We start from the raw sequence: 14131 nt of genomic DNA, 5'->3' as shown, positions 1-14131 counted from the left end.
CCCCCACCCGCACTCCCTCCCCACAGGGGGGAGGGAAGCCTGTTCCGTGCACGCTGTGCATTCAGAACCCAACCCGGCAGTCGTCTCCCTCCCCTTTTTGTGGGGAGGGATCAAGGGCGGAGGTTCTGGCCGCAAACTGGAAGTTTGAGAGACCCATGCGCTATCTTCCCCATTCAGACCATGAGCGCGCCGATATGCTCGGTGTCATCGGTGCTGCCGATGTCGAGGCGCTGTTCAGTGCCGTGCCGCAATCCGCGCTCAAGTCTTTCACGCTGGACCTGCCCGCTCACAGCCCGGAATTTCTGGTGGAGGCGCATATGCGGGCCCTCGCCAAGAAGAACCATGCTGCCGGCGACGGGCCCTTCTTCGTGGGTGCGGGCGCCTATCGGCACCATGTCCCTGCGACGGTCGATCACCTGATCCAGCGGTCGGAATGGCTGACGGCCTATACGCCCTACCAGCCGGAGATTTCGCAGGGCACGTTGCAGATGCTCTTCGAATTCCAGACCCAGGTGGCCAAGATCACTGGCATGGATGTGGCCAATGCCAGCCTTTATGACGGCTCCACCGGCACGGCCGAAGCCGTGCTGATGGCGCGCCGGATTACCCGCAAGAGCAAGATCGTGCTGTCGGGCGGCCTGCACCCGCATTACCGCGATGTGGTCAAAGCCTATCTCAAGGACGATGCGGATCTGGTGTGCCTGTCGCCGTCGCCTACGGGCCAGGGCGACATCCTGGAACAGATCGACGGCAACACCGCCGCCATCGTCATCCAGACGCCGGATTTTTACGGGCACCTGCGCGATCTCAGGACGGCGGCCGATGCTGCACACGCCCAGGGCGCCTTGCTGATCGTCGTGATCACCGAGGTCGTTTCGCTGGGCCTGCTGGAAGCGCCGGGCGCCTTGGGCGCCGACATCGTCGTGGCCGAGGGCCAGTCGATCGGCAATGCGCTGAATTTCGGTGGTCCCTATCTGGGGCTGATGGCCTGCAAAAAGGAATTCATCCGGCAGATGCCGGGCCGGCTCTGCGGCGAAACGGTGGATGCAGATGGCAATCGGGGCTTTGTGCTGACGCTTTCGACCCGCGAGCAGCATATCCGCCGCGAGAAGGCGACGAGCAATATCTGCACCAATTCTGGTCTCTGCGCGCTGGCCTTCTCCATTCACATGGCGCTGCTCGGGGAAGCCGGATTTGTGCGCCTGGCCCGGCTCAACCATGCCAATGCGATCCTGCTGGCCGACGCGCTCGCCGCTGTGCCCGGGGTCGAGGTGCTCAACCAGACCTTCTTCAATGAAATGACCATCCGCGTATCCCAGCCGGCCGCAGCCCTGGTCGAACAGCTGGCGCGGCGCGGCATTCTGGCCGGGGTGCCGGCCAGCCGGTTGCTGCCGGGTGATCCGGATGTCGACCACCTGATCATTCTCGCGGCTACCGAACTGACGACCGAGGCCGATATTTCCGCCCTTGTCGCCGCGCTGACGGAGGAACTGGCATGAGCATGAACACGCAAGGCCGCCCCACAGGCGTGGGCACTGTCGGCACTGCAGCATCGGGGTCGGCGCTGCTGCCGGACGAACCGCTGCTGTTCGAGATCGGCGATACCGAACATTCCGGCGTCGACCTGCCGGACGTCGATATCGGCAGTGGCCGCCTTGGTGGCTTTGCCCGCAAGAGCGCGCTCGACCTGGCCGGGCTGACCGAGCCGGAGGCGATGCGGCACTATGTGCGGCTTTCCCGGCTCAATCATTCGATCGATTCGGGCATGTATCCGCTCGGTTCGTGCACGATGAAGCACAATCCGCGCCTCAACGAGAAAATGGCCCGCCTGCCCGGCTTCAGCGACATTCATCCGCTGCAGCCGGTCTCCACCGTGCAAGGCGCGCTGGAGTTGATGAACCAGCTCAGCCATTGGCTGATGACCCTCACCAATACGGCAGCCGTGGCGCTCTCGCCCAAGGCCGGTGCGCATGGCGAACTGCTGGGCATGATGGCGATCAAGGCGGCGCAGGAAGCCAAGGGCGAAGCGCATCGCTCGGTCGTGCTGGTGCCCGAGAGCGCACATGGCACCAATCCGGCGACGGCGGCTTTCCTCGGCTACACTGTCCGGGCCGTGCCGGCCCGCGACGATGGCACCGTGGACGTGGCGGCGGTCAAGGCGGCGCTCTCACCCGATGTGGCGGCGATCATGCTGACCAATCCCAATACCTGCGGGCTTTTCGAGCCGCAGGTCATCGAGATTGCGCAGGCCGTGCATGAGGCGGGAGCGTTCTTCTACTGCGATGGCGCCAATTTCAACGCCATCATGGGCGTGGTGCGGCCGGGTGACCTGGGCATCGACGCCATGCATATCAACCTGCACAAGACTTTTTCGACGCCCCATGGCGGCGGCGGGCCGGGCGCGGGTCCGGTGGTGCTGTCGGAAGCGCTGGCGCCGTTTGCACCGGTGCCCTTCGTCCGCAAGGGCGAAGGTGGGCTCGACATGGTCGAGCATATCGAAGGCCAGGCACTGGGCCGCGTCACCGCTTTCCATGGCCAGATGGGCATGTATGTGCGCGCCCTGACCTATATGCTGAGCCACGGCGCCGATGGTCTCGCCCAGGCGGCGGAAGACGCCGTGCTCAATGCCAACTATGTCAAGGCACGGCTGCAACACCTGTTCTCGGTGCCCTTCCCCGACTATCCGACGATGCACGAGGCGCTGTTCGACGACAGCTTCCTCAAGGGCACGGGGGTCACCACGCTCGACTTTGCCAAGGCAATGATCGATGAGGGTTTCCACCCCATGACCATGTATTTCCCGCTGGTCGTGCATGGCGCCATGCTCATCGAGCCCACCGAAAGCGAGAGCAAGCAGACGCTGGACCGGTTCTGTGACGTCATGGCCGAACTCGCCAATGACGCCAAGGCGGGCAATGGCGAGCGGTTCAGCGCCGCGCCGATGAAGGCGCCGCGCCGCCGTCTCGATGAAACCCGCGCTGCGCGCCAGCCCATCCTCAAATGGGAACGGCCAGGGGACCTGCCCCAGGCAGCCGAGTAACAAAAAAGGCCCGGAGCTATCCGGGCCTTTTCAATTTCTGGGACCAGAACTATCCCGCCATTCGCGCATAGCGCTCATGGCCTGCTCGCCTCAAATCCCTCCACCGGAAGGATTTGCCCTATCGGGACAGCTCTCAGCCTCTGGTATCGAAACCGACCCAGATCGTGATCGTCTCGCCACCGAGATAGGGGATGGAGACGTTTTCGACGACCTTTACAAATTCGGCGCTCTGCGCCGGGGCCGCGATGGCCACGGGAAGGGTGTACTTTTCGGAGAAAATCGCCTGCCCATCACGCTCGACGGCAAAACGGACAGGCGCGTTGACGGAGGACTGCTTGCCCGCCGGGCCCAGCAGCACGCGACCGGCTACGCCCATATTGACGGTGATCTGTCCGTTGGACACCACACAATTGCGGGTCACTTCGTCGATGACGCCCTGATATTGCAGCGACTGCGCATCCCCGACACGCCCACCGCCATAGAAGTACATGGCTTCCCCGCCCGTCCGCACCTTGATCGGCGGGCATTCGGTGGCGATGACCGGCAAGGCGTTCGTCTGCGCCTGGGCGACCGCAGCCGGGGTCATTTGGGCGTTCTGCAGGGCCGTGTTCTGCGACTGGGTTCCGCCGCCCATCAGCCCGCCCATGGAGCAGCCAGCCAAAAGCATGGCAAGGCCGGATAGGGTCGCGATGCGCAGTGCAGACCTGGGGTTCATGTTCATTGCCTCGTTCTCCCCGCGCGTCACGCCGACGCCTCCAGAGCCATCAGAATTGCCGGCGCGCCACTGGCCCCGACGCCCGGTGCATCTTCGACAAAGACGGCGTCGACGACACCGTCGCGAATGATCATGGCGGAACGGGCAAAACGGCTGCCCATTCCGGCGCCGGAAAAATCCTTGTCGAGCCCGAGGGCCCTGGCCAGTTCACCATTGCCGTCGGCGATAAAGTCGACGCTGTCGAGCGCGCCAGAGGCCTCGGCCCAGGCCCTGACCACATGCTGGTCATTGACCGATGCACAGACGATGCGCGTGACGCCAGCGGTCCGCAGCTTGGTTGCGTTTGCCACAAAGCCGGGCAGATGATTGACGTGACAGGTCGGGGTAAAGGCACCGGGGACGGTGAACAGGACTGTTACACCCGAATTCAGCACTTCTGCGCTATTGGCGTCGGCGTTACCGGCAGAAGTCACCAACTTGACCCCAATTGCGGGGATCGTGTTGCCGCGTTCGATCATAACTGAGAATTGCCCCATACTTTGGCAACGTTGATCGCCGCCGTCACTTTTCACGTTCTGCGTTAGGCGGAAACGGCGTTGCGGACAAGCCCGCTTTGCCTATTCGCTGCCTTGCGCTCCGGCGCCCCCAGATGTCTCTCCCACGACGCGATTGACCGCGTAGGCGCCGCTTTCAGTCAGGAATGTGAGCTCCACATTCAGTCCGTCCAGGGCAATATCGTCGGTTTTACCCAGTATGGGAAGCACGACTAGGTCGGGTTGAGGGCTTTTTTGCGGCGCCCCGAACACTGGCTGACCATCCGCCGTCGCCGCAATGAGGCTTTCGGGGTCCATCAGGGCCGGGTCAACGGCGACCAGGATAGCGCCATCACCCGCCTCGACGGCGCCAACCGGTTGTTGCGATCCGGACCATGCCAGCGGCACTTCCGCAAGCGCCTGGCGAATGCGCAAGCCGTTGGCGCGATCGGGGGCGGCGTCGCTCAGGGCGAGCGAAAAACTGGCCTGTGCGGGGACGCAGACATCGGAGCAGACGCCCAGCACGGCGCCGACTGTAAGGGTGCCCGCGGGATCGGTGACCGCGACTTCGACCGGCAGAATGGTGTGGCCGCGATAGACGTAGTCGAGATAGCCATTGGCCAGGTATCGTTCCGGATATGGCCAGAGCTGGGTGTAGTCCCCAGCGCCGGAGGACGCGGACAAATCAAGCTCGGTGGGCAGACCCGCCTCTCCGGGCACACGCCAATAGGTCTTGATGGACTCGGGCATATCGAGTTCGAGCGCGACCATGGTCTTGCCGTCGGCCACGGTGCCGGAACTGATCAGGCGCAGATGAACATCGGGAGCCAATTCCTGCCAGGGCGTCTCGCCGCCCATTGCGGGCGTCAACAGAGGCAACAGGGCGGACAGGGCGAGAACGAAAGGGCGCATGGTAGGGCATTAGCCCACCAAATCCTCAACGAACAGATAGCGGGCGTTCAGGGCTTCGTGATGTTCGCGCATGTCTCATTTGAACCGGCCAAGCTTGGCAGGGGGGTGGCTGCCCCCTAGAATGAGCCCATGAACAGCCTCGAAGGACAATTTCTCGTCGCCATGCCCGACATGGAGGATGACCGCTTTGCACAAAGCGTGATCCTGGTGGTGGGGCACGGGGCCGATGGGTCAATGGGCCTGGTCGTCAATCAGGAGATCGCCAATCTCCGCTTTGCCGACATTCTGGACGAGCTCGACCTGGGCGACCCCGATGCGGTCATCCGCCTGCCGGACACGATCCGGGAGCGCTCGGTCATGCGCGGCGGACCGGTGGAAAAAGGGCGCGGCTTCGTGTTGCACAGCGCCGACTATCACAGCAGCAATACCTACAAGGTGCACGACGAGCTCGGTCTGACGGCGACCCTGGATATCCTCAAGGCCATGGCCTTCGGGCCCGCACCACGACGGGCGCTGTTCGCGTTGGGATGCTGCGGCTGGAGCGCAGGGCAGTTGGAGGACGAGATCGGCGCCAATGGCTGGCTCACGGCGCCCTTCGACCCGGGCCTGGTCTTCGACGTGCCGGTCGAGGAGCGTTATCAGCAGGCGCTATCCAGCATGAATATCACCCGCGCGTCCCTGAGCCTCGACGCCGGGCACGGATAAGGCCTTTCTTGCGCCCTCGCCGGTGGGTGAGGGGGCCGGTTGATCGGGTCTCCGAAAACCCCAGAGGTTACTTGCCCATCTGTGCGGCGAGCTTGCGCCCCAGTTCGGCGCCGGTAATGGCCGCGCCGAAGATGAACCCCTGCGCATAGCGGCATTCGAGCGACTTGAGGCGATCCGCCTCGTCCTGGGTTTCGACGCCTTCGGCGATCACCATGAGATCGAGATCAGAAGCCAGGGCCATGACCGATCGGATGATGGGCGACTGGGTGTGGGAAATGCCGCTGTCGGCACCCAGGCGCACAAAGGGCGCCGGAATCTTGATGGTGTCGAATGGGAAGCGGTGCAGGTAGCTCAAGGAGGAATGGCCGGTGCCGAAATCGTCCAGCGCCAACCCCAGCCCCATGTCGCGCAGGGTCTGCAGCATATAGGCGGAGTGCTCGGGATTGGTCATCACCTGGCTTTCGGTGATTTCCAGCTTGATGCGGCTCGCCAGTTCCCGATCCTGCGAAAGCAGGTTGCGAATATCACCAAGGAAGGCCTCGGTCGCGAGTTGCGTGGGCGACAGGTTGACCGAAATGAAGAATTCCTCGGGCAGGCCGATCGTGGCCATCCAGTCGCGCACCTGGGCGGCGGATTGCTCGAAGGCCAGCCGCCCCAGCTTCTCGATCTGCCCGGACCGCTCGGCCAGGGGCACGAATTCGTCCGGGGTGACCACGCCACGGGTCGGATGGGTCCAGCGCATCAGCGCTTCTGCGCCGACAATGCGCCCGCCGGTCATATCCATCACCGGCTGGAACTGCACATGCAATTCGCCCTGCTTCAGGCCGCGCTCGAGATCTTCTTCGCTGGCGCGATTATAGGCGGCTATCGAGCGCGCCGAGGCGCGATAGGCCTCGATCCGGTCGCCACCCAGCCGCTTGGCGTAATACATGGCCAGTTCGGCATCGCGCAGCACGTCGGCAGCCTCGGCCGGGTTGCTGTCATAGATGGTGACGCCGATGGACGCCGACAGCACCAGGTCGCGGTCGCCAAAGTTGAAGGGGGCCTTGAGCGTCTTGCGGATCTGCTCGGCGGTTTCGGCAATCTTGGCCGCTGCCTGTTCTGAGGACAGGATGACCGCGAACTGGTCGCTGCCGACACGCGCCACCGTATCGAGTGGGCGCATGATGCGGGAGATGCGGCGGGCGATGGCCAGCAGAACCGAGTCTGAGGCCGAGTGGCCGATGCGCTCTTCAAGCTCGACAAAGCGGTCGATATCGATGAGGAAGACGGCCGGTTTCGACCCGCCGGGCGTGCGCGCCCGCACCAGGGCCCGTTCCAGCCGGTCGAGGAACAATTGGCGATTGGGCAGGCCCGTCAGGCTGTCATGCACGGCGTCATGCAAGAGGCGCTCGCGCGAGGCGCGATCTTCGGTGACGTCCTGAAGCGTGCCGACGATGCGATTGACCTGGCCATCGCCACCCAGCACCGGTTTCACCCGCATCCGGAAGGTGCGGTAGCTGCCATCGTGGCTGGCGACGCGCAGATCGGCAGAGACCTTGCCGCGGCGCAGTTCGACCAAGGTGTCAAAGGCCGTGCGGAACCGGTCGCGGTCATCGGGATGAACCCGATCCAGCCAGCGCTTGATGGCGCCGCGCAGGGCGCCGCGGCTTTCGCCGAGGCGCGTGGCCAATTCATCGCTGACGGTGACGCGGTCGCGCTCGATGTTCCAGTCGAAGACGAAATCACCCGAGCCGGTCAAAGCCAGCGCGCGCCGCTCCACCTCGCTCAGGGTGCCGATAGTCACCTGGCCTTCCGAGAAGGCGTGCTGCACCGCCGTAAAGCCCAGGAGCATGACGATAAGCACCAGGCCGCCGGCCACGGCGGGCTGGGCAATGTCGTTGGACACGCGGCCGGAAACGACCATCCAGGCATAGATGAGCCAGGCGATCAGAATGATCCAGGTCGGCACCAGAAGCACCGCCCGGTCATAGCCGCGCAGGGCAAGCAACAGGATGAGCAGGAAGCCGGAGACCCCGAGCAGGGCCAGAACCAGGCGCGCCACCGAAGCGGCAATAGCCGGCTGGAAAAAGGCAAAGGCAAAGAGCGCCAGGAACAAGGCGGCCAGGCCCAGCGCCAGATGAATGAAACGCAGATGCCAGCGATGCAGATTGAGGTAGATGAACAGGAAGCCCGCCAATGTGGTGGCCAGGCCCGCCTCGGCCGCCGCGCGAATGGGCTGCATGCCATTGGCCGAGAAACCGAGCAGACGGCCCATGAGGCCAAAGTCGATGAGCAGATAGGCCAGTACCGCCCAGGCAAAGGCCGCTGTGGCCGGGAACACCCCCCTGCCCTTGACCACGAACATGATGGTCAGGAACACGGCCGCCAGCGAGGCGACGCCCAGGACCACGCCGCGGAACAGGGTGAAGGCATTGATGTAGTCGCGATAGGCGCCGGGCTCCCACAGATAAAGCTCGGGCAAGGTCTGGTTGGCCAGTTCGGCCACGATGGTGACCGTGCTCCCCGGATCGAGCGTGACCTCGAAGACGTCGGCTTCCGGATCAGCTACCCGCACCGGACGAATGCCGGCGCTCGGGGTGACGGCGCTGATACGGGCCTCGCCCAGGTCGGGCTGGAATACGCCTGACCCGGGCAGCCGGAAGAATGGCGCGACCAGCAGCCGTTCGATCTGCTGGTCGCTGTCGTTGCGCAGGGCGATGAGCGCGAAATAGGGATCGGTGCCGCGCTCGCTCGCCAAAACCTCGATGCGGCGGATAATGCCATCGGCGTCCGGAGCGGTCGAAAGCTGAACGCGCCCACCCTGGCCCGGCACCACTTCGATGGCCTCGGACAGGTTGACGGCATTGACGTCGTCGGGGATCGAAATGACTTCGAATGCCCGCGCCGGCATGGAGATGGTGAGCGCGAGCAGAAGACAGATCGCGAAGGCATACAAGTGACGCATCAGGGGCAGCTACATCCCGCGCTGGACTTCTTTATGGCGGCCATCCCGATGCCAAGCAGAGCGAAACAGCCTTTTTGTGGTTAGCCTCCCGGAGGGCGGTAACTTGGTACGGGAGATTGACGCTTGCGACAAGCTTGGTTTCCTGTTGCCCAGAAGCAACATTGGCTTGTCCACCCCGAATTGTCAGGCGACGCGCGGGCGCCTGGCGGTCAGGCGCAACTGGTCCCAATGCTCCCGTGTCAGGCCCATCAGCACATGGTCTTCCCAGCGGCCATTGATCTGCAGATAACTGCGGGCATAGCCCTCTTCCACAAAGCCATTCTTTTCCAGCACGCGGCGCGACGCCATGTTGGTTGGCAGAAAGGCCGCGTGGATGCGGTGCAGTTCGAGGGATTCGAAGACGAAGGGCACGACAATCCCGACCGCTTCGCTCATCAGGCCCTGGCCGGCAAATTTCTGGCCCATCCAGTAGCCGAGATTGACGAACTGGGCGGCGCGACGGCGGATATTGGACAAGGTCACCCCGCCCACGAGAACCTGTTTGCTGCCCTGCTGCTGAAACAGGAAAAAGGTGTAGTCGGTGCCCTCTTCGGCCTCCTGCCGGGCGCGGCGTACGCGGTACCCATACGCCTGCCGGCCCAGATCGGCTTCGGTCCAACGCGGCTCGAACGGGCGCAGGAAATCCTGGCTGGCGCGCCGCAATGCGTACCATTCGGAATAATCGCGCATATGCGGAAGGCGCAGCGTCAGCCCTGGACCCGAAATGCTCACCAAAGCCGCCGGGGACGACCAGGGCCAGAACATGGCTATCAGCGCCGCAGCGTCTCGCCGATGGTTTCCACATCGGCGAGATTGGCAATCGGCCCGATACCGGCCAGGGTCGCGGACCCGGCGGTGAAAATCTGTTCGGCAACTTCCTGCACGCGCTGGGCGGTGATGCGATTGATCCGCTCGACCGTTTCCTGCATGGGGATCGGACGGCCCCACAGGATTTGCTGGCGCGCCAGCTGACCGGCGCGGGCCGAAGGGCTTTCCAGCGACATCAAGAGGCCGGCGCGGATCTGATTGCGGACCCGGACCACTTCCTCGTCGGTGATGGTCTGGGTGGCGCGGCGCAATTCGTCGAGAACCACCGGAACCAATTCGCTGACCTCATCCTCGCCGGTGGCAGCGGCGACACCGAATACACCGCTATCGGCGAAGGCCCAGTGGAAGGCATAGACCGAGTAGCAAAGGCCCCGCTTCTCGCGCACTTCCTGGAACAGGCGCGAACTCATGCCGCCGCCAAGGATCGAAGCCAGCACCTGTGCGGCGTAGAACCCGTCGGAATTATAGGCCCGCCCCTCGAAGCCAAGGACGATATGGGCCTGTTCGTGGTCGGAAATCAGCCGCTCCTGGCCACCACGATATTCCGCCCGTTGCGGATCGGGAGCACCGTTGGGCACGAGATCGGAGAAGCGGTCCTGAGCGACCCGCACCAACCCGTCGTGATCGACATTGCCGGCGGCCGCAATCACCATGTGATCGCCGACATAGTTGCGGCGCATGTATTTGCGGATGGTCTCGGGGGTAAAGGCGCGCACCGAGTCCACTGTACCGAGAATGGTGCGGCCGATGGGCTGGGTGGGATAAGCGGCCTGCTGGAAGAGGTCGAACACATGGTCATCGGGATTGTCGCGGGCAGCGCCAATCTCCTGGACGATCACCTGCTGTTCGCGGGCCAGTTCATCCTCTTCGAACGAAGAGTTCTGAAGGATATCGGCCAGAATATCGGCTGCAAGCACGACATCGTCCTTGAGCACGCGGGCGAAATAGCCGGTGTGTTCGATGGATGTCGCGGCATTGAGGTCACCGCCGACATTTTCGATGGTCTCGGCGATCTGCAGGGCACTGCGCGTGCGGGTGCCCTTGAAGGCCATGTGCTCGAGCAAGTGCGAGATGCCGTGTTCGGCCTTGCGCTCCGACCGGGCGCCGGCCTTGACCCAGACGCCCAGGGACGCACTTTCCAGATGCGGCATGTCGTCGGTGAGCACCACCATGCCGTTATCCAGGGTTGTCGATCTTACGCTCACACTGGTCCTCCCGAACCGGCGGCCTCATCGACCCCCGGCTCTGCCGTGTCGATCAGGCCGCGCAGCTGCGCGCCTCGATGAACTCTTCCACAATACGCTGGTCGTTGGCCAGCACGGTCACGCGCTCTTCGCGCTCGTAAAGGTCCGCCAGCCAGGCCGGCAGCGGCGGCTCGATGCCGGACGCCCGCGCCACTGCCGCTGGGAATTTTGCCGGATGGGCGGTGGCGAGGGTGATCATCGGCGTACCTGGCGTGACATGCACCCGCGCCACCCCGACGGCCACGGCCGTGTGCGGGTCGAGCAGGTAGCCGCTCTCGGCAAAGGTGTCGGCAATGACGGCCGCAGTGGCCGCTTCGTCGGTCGTGCCGGCGGCAAAATCGCGGCGGATTGCGGCCAGGGCGTTTTCCGGCAGTTCAAAGCCGCGCGACTGCTTGAGCGCCGCCATCATGCGGGACACCGCGCCGGCGTCGCGATCCGCCGATTCGAACAGCAGCCGCTCGAAATTGGACGAGATCTGGATATCCATGGACGGGCTGATGGTTGGGGCAACGCCCTCCATCTGGTAAGCGCCCGTTTCCAGCGTGCGGCGCAGGATGTCATTGGCATTGGTTGCAATGATCAGCCGGTCGATGGGCAGGCCCATGCGCATGGCGCAATAGCCGGCGAAGATATCGCCGAAATTGCCCGTGGGCACGGTGAAGCTGACCTTGCGGTGCGGCGAACCCAACGAGGCGGCCGCCGTGAAATAATAGACGATCTGCGCAACGATACGGCCCCAGTTGATGGAATTGACACCACTCAGGCGCACCCGCTCGCGGAAGGCGTGGTGGTTGAACATGGCCTTCACCGCGTCCTGGCAATCATCGAACGTGCCTTCGAGGGCGATGTTGTGCACGTTGGCGTCGAGCACGGTGGTCATCTGCCGGCGCTGCACCTCGGAGGTGCGGCCCTGGGGATGGAGGATGAAAATATCGGTGGTGTCGCGGCCGCGAAAGGCTTCGATCGCTGCCGAACCGGTGTCCCCCGAAGTTGCGCCGACAATGGTGGCGCGCAGGCCGCGCTCGGACAGCACATGGTCCATGACCCTAGAGAGGAACTGCATGGCCACGTCCTTGAAGGCAAGCGTGGGACCATGGAACAGCTCCAGCACGAAATGGCCGGGCTCGATATCGATGAGGGGCGTGACCGAGCGATGACGGAAACTGGCATAGGCCTCCTCGATGATCCGGCGCAGCACCTGAGCGGGGATTTCGTCGCCGGTGAAGCGGGAAATGATATCGAAGGCGACATCGGCATAGGGGCGACCGGCAAAGGCGGCAATCTCGTCGCGGCTGACCTGGGGCCAGGTGCTGGGGACATAGAGGCCGCCATCGGAAGCAAGGCCCGCCAGGATGGCGTCGGAGAAACCGAGCACGGGCGCCTGGCCGCGCGTAGAGACAAACTGCATAGGGGGGAGAGGCCCTTCTAGAATTGTCGCAAACTAGTCAAAGCCAGCTTGCGCCGCAAGGTTTGGACCAAAATTGCTCAAGATGCAGGCCGGCGGGCCTGGCGCCACAGCCAGAAGACCAGCATGACCACGGCCACCACCGCAAAGCCATACCAGGTAAAGGCGTAGCTCAGGTGGTTATTGGGAAAGCTGATGACCGTCTCTCCGCCCTGCGGCAGCTGCCCGGGCGCAGCGGCAGGCAGGTCCACATAGAATGGGGCGATCGGCGCCAATGTCGGGTCGACCATGCCGGCCATGCGAGCGGTGTCCCTCACCCATTCGATCCGGTCGGACATGTTGGGCTCTGGTGTCATGAAGCCGGCAACTTCACTGGGTCGCAGCAAACCTGTCAGTGTGATCACCTCGGGGTCGTCGCCATGCAGGTCACCCATGATGGCGGCTTCCTGATATTGTTCCGGTACGAAACCGCGATTGACGAAGACTGTGCCGCCCTGGGCAAGTTCGAGTGGGGTCATGACCCAGTAGCCGGGACCGCCATATTGCCCCTGAGGATCGGACAGGCTGGTGAAGACGGTGATCGTCTGGGTGTAGCGCAGCCGGCCGGTCAGGGTCACCGGCTGATAGACGAGCGCTTCGGTATCAAGCCCTGTCCACTGATCGACCGGCGGCACGGCAATGGCTTCGGCACTCAGCCGGGCATCGACAGCGGCGATCAGCCGGTCCTTTTCCGCGAGGCGCTGCATCTGCCAATTGCCCAGCAGCAGGCAGACCACCGCCAGCGCAATCATCAGCGCGGCAAAGACCCAATCGGTCCATTTCAGGCCACGATGTGGTTTAGGATTGGCGGCGGCGCCCATGGAACAGTCCTCAAAAGCAAAGGGCGCGGCTTGCGCCGCGCCCCGGAATTTCCTCTTGACCCGGCCTAGTGGCTCAAGGCCACGCCCCAGCTGCCCCAGACATAGATCGAGGCAAACAGGAACAACCACACCACGTCCACGAAGTGCCAGTACCAGGCGGCGAACTCGAAGCCGAGATGGCGCTGCGGGGTGAAATCACCGCGTTCGGCACGGATCAGGCAGACGGCGAGGAAAATGGTGCCGACAATGACGTGGAAACCGTGGAAGCCGGTCGCCATGAAGAAGGTGGCGCCATAGAGGTTGCCGTCGAAGGTGAAGCCGGCATGGGTGTATTCGAGATACTGCACGAATGAAAACAGCACGCCGAGCGCCACGGTGAGGGCAAGGCCCCAGCGCAGGCCCTGGCGGTCGTTTTCGAGCAGCGCATGGTGGGCCCAGGTGACGGTGGTGCCGGACGTCAGCAGGATCAGGGTGTTGAACAGCGGCAGGTGCCAGGGGTCGAACAGCTCGATGCCGGCCGGAGGCCAGTGACCGCCGGTAAAGGCCACGCGGGCATATTGCTCGACATCGTCGAAGCGGAAGAAGCCGTCGAAATAGGCCCAGAACCAGGCCACGAAGAACATGACTTCGGAGGCAATGAACAGCATCATGCCGTAGCGGTGATGCATCTGCACGACCGGGGTGTGATCGACGCCGTTATTGGCTTCCTTCACCACGTCGGCCCACCAGGCATAGAAGCCGTAGATGACGCCGGCGAGGCCGATGAAGAACAGCCACGGGGTCCAGTCCTGCATCCAGGCAATGGCGCCCAGAGCCAGGGTCAGGACGGCGACCGACATGACAAAGGGCCAGGGGCTGGGTTCGACCATGTGGTAGTCATGGTTCTTTTCGATGGCGGCCATG

12 protein-coding genes are annotated in these 14131 nt (G+C 63.7%); 3 read left to right on the top strand and 9 right to left on the bottom strand.

What is annotated here, in order from left to right:
• The first annotated feature begins 155 nt into the window (after positions 1-155).
• Both gcvPA and gcvPB read left to right on the top strand, forming a co-directional pair.
• The gene (gene gcvPA, locus KIT02_RS16905; RefSeq protein ID WP_297580365.1) at positions 156-1499 is read left to right on the top strand and encodes an aminomethyl-transferring glycine dehydrogenase subunit GcvPA; all 1344 of its coding nucleotides are present in this window, start codon (positions 156-158) and stop codon (positions 1497-1499) included.
• Positions 1496-3040 carry an aminomethyl-transferring glycine dehydrogenase subunit GcvPB gene (gcvPB, locus tag KIT02_RS16900; protein ID WP_297580363.1) on the top strand — a complete coding sequence of 515 codons (1545 nt, stop codon included), beginning with the start codon at positions 1496-1498 and terminating at the stop codon, positions 3038-3040. Before gcvPA ends, gcvPB begins: the two co-directional genes overlap by 4 nt.
• A 133-nt stretch (positions 3041-3173) precedes the next feature.
• Here the strand turns inward: gcvPB and KIT02_RS16895 are convergent, their stop codons facing one another.
• The 3 genes from KIT02_RS16895 to KIT02_RS16885 all read right to left on the bottom strand — a co-directional run bounded on the left by KIT02_RS16895 (position 3174) and on the right by KIT02_RS16885 (position 5200).
• Entirely contained in the window at positions 3174-3761 is a 588-nt protein-coding gene (locus KIT02_RS16895) for a hypothetical protein (protein ID WP_297580360.1), read from the bottom strand.
• Between the two features lie 20 nt (positions 3762-3781).
• Positions 3782-4273, bottom strand: coding sequence for a peroxiredoxin (locus KIT02_RS16890; RefSeq protein WP_297580353.1), 492 nt, complete (start codon positions 4271-4273; stop codon positions 3782-3784).
• Positions 4274-4372: 99 nt separating this feature from the next.
• Positions 4373-5200 (bottom strand): protein-disulfide reductase DsbD domain-containing protein, encoded by an 828-nt coding sequence (locus KIT02_RS16885; RefSeq protein WP_297580351.1) that lies wholly within the window; start codon positions 5198-5200, stop codon positions 4373-4375.
• Positions 5201-5329: 129 nt separating this feature from the next.
• On the opposite strand from KIT02_RS16885, the gene KIT02_RS16880 reads away from it, so the two are divergent.
• Positions 5330-5905 carry a YqgE/AlgH family protein gene (locus KIT02_RS16880; RefSeq protein ID WP_297580349.1) on the top strand — a complete coding sequence of 192 codons (576 nt, stop codon included), beginning with the start codon at positions 5330-5332 and terminating at the stop codon, positions 5903-5905.
• Between the two features lie 67 nt (positions 5906-5972).
• Here the strand turns inward: KIT02_RS16880 and KIT02_RS16875 are convergent, their stop codons facing one another.
• From KIT02_RS16875 to KIT02_RS16850, 6 genes are all read right to left on the bottom strand, one after another.
• A complete protein-coding gene (locus tag KIT02_RS16875; RefSeq protein WP_297580346.1) occupies positions 5973-8852 on the bottom strand; it encodes an EAL domain-containing protein in 2880 nt (959 codons plus the stop codon).
• A 183-nt stretch (positions 8853-9035) separates the two neighbouring features.
• Entirely contained in the window at positions 9036-9656 is a 621-nt protein-coding gene (locus tag KIT02_RS16870; protein ID WP_297580344.1) for a GNAT family protein, read from the bottom strand.
• 5 nt (positions 9657-9661) lie between these two features.
• Entirely contained in the window at positions 9662-10924 is a 1263-nt protein-coding gene (locus KIT02_RS16865; RefSeq protein ID WP_297580342.1) for a pitrilysin family protein, read from the bottom strand.
• 52 nt (positions 10925-10976) lie between these two features.
• Entirely contained in the window at positions 10977-12371 is a 1395-nt protein-coding gene (thrC, locus tag KIT02_RS16860) for a threonine synthase (RefSeq protein ID WP_297580340.1), read from the bottom strand.
• Between the two features lie 77 nt (positions 12372-12448).
• Entirely contained in the window at positions 12449-13228 is a 780-nt protein-coding gene (locus KIT02_RS16855) for an SURF1 family protein (RefSeq protein WP_297580338.1), read from the bottom strand.
• Between the two features lie 65 nt (positions 13229-13293).
• Positions 13294-14130, bottom strand: coding sequence for a cytochrome c oxidase subunit 3 (locus tag KIT02_RS16850; RefSeq protein WP_297580336.1), 837 nt, complete (start codon positions 14128-14130; stop codon positions 13294-13296).
• Position 14131 lies beyond the last annotated feature (1 nt).

Source organism: Devosia sp., from assembly GCF_025809055.1.
In the GTDB taxonomy this organism is placed as follows: Bacteria; Pseudomonadota; Alphaproteobacteria; order Rhizobiales; family Devosiaceae; genus Devosia.
Note: the sequence above shows the minus strand (reverse complement) of the source record. Positions and strands in the feature narration are given on the sequence as shown.

Bases quoted from the DNA above. Each gene is read 5' to 3' on its own strand.
- KIT02_RS16885 (WP_297580351.1), bottom strand. From the start codon at position 5,200: ATGCGCCCTTTCGTTCTCGCCCTGTCCGCCCTGTTGCCTCTGTTGACG.
- thrC (WP_297580340.1), bottom strand. From the start codon at position 12,371: ATGCAGTTTGTCTCTACGCGCGGCCAGGCGCCCGTGCTCGGTTTCTCC.
- KIT02_RS16850 (WP_297580336.1), bottom strand. From the start codon at position 14,130: ATGGCCGCCATCGAAAAGAACCATGACTACCACATGGTCGAACCCAGC.
- gcvPA (WP_297580365.1), top strand. From the start codon at position 156: ATGCGCTATCTTCCCCATTCAGACCATGAGCGCGCCGATATGCTCGGT.
- KIT02_RS16855 (WP_297580338.1), bottom strand. From the start codon at position 13,228: ATGGGCGCCGCCGCCAATCCTAAACCACATCGTGGCCTGAAATGGACC.
- gcvPB (WP_297580363.1), top strand. From the start codon at position 1,496: ATGAGCATGAACACGCAAGGCCGCCCCACAGGCGTGGGCACTGTCGGC.
- KIT02_RS16890 (WP_297580353.1), bottom strand. From the start codon at position 4,273: ATGATCGAACGCGGCAACACGATCCCCGCAATTGGGGTCAAGTTGGTG.
- KIT02_RS16870 (WP_297580344.1), bottom strand. From the start codon at position 9,656: ATGTTCTGGCCCTGGTCGTCCCCGGCGGCTTTGGTGAGCATTTCGGGT.
- KIT02_RS16895 (WP_297580360.1), bottom strand. From the start codon at position 3,761: ATGAACATGAACCCCAGGTCTGCACTGCGCATCGCGACCCTATCCGGC.
- KIT02_RS16875 (WP_297580346.1), bottom strand. From the start codon at position 8,852: ATGCGTCACTTGTATGCCTTCGCGATCTGTCTTCTGCTCGCGCTCACC.
- KIT02_RS16880 (WP_297580349.1), top strand. From the start codon at position 5,330: ATGAACAGCCTCGAAGGACAATTTCTCGTCGCCATGCCCGACATGGAG.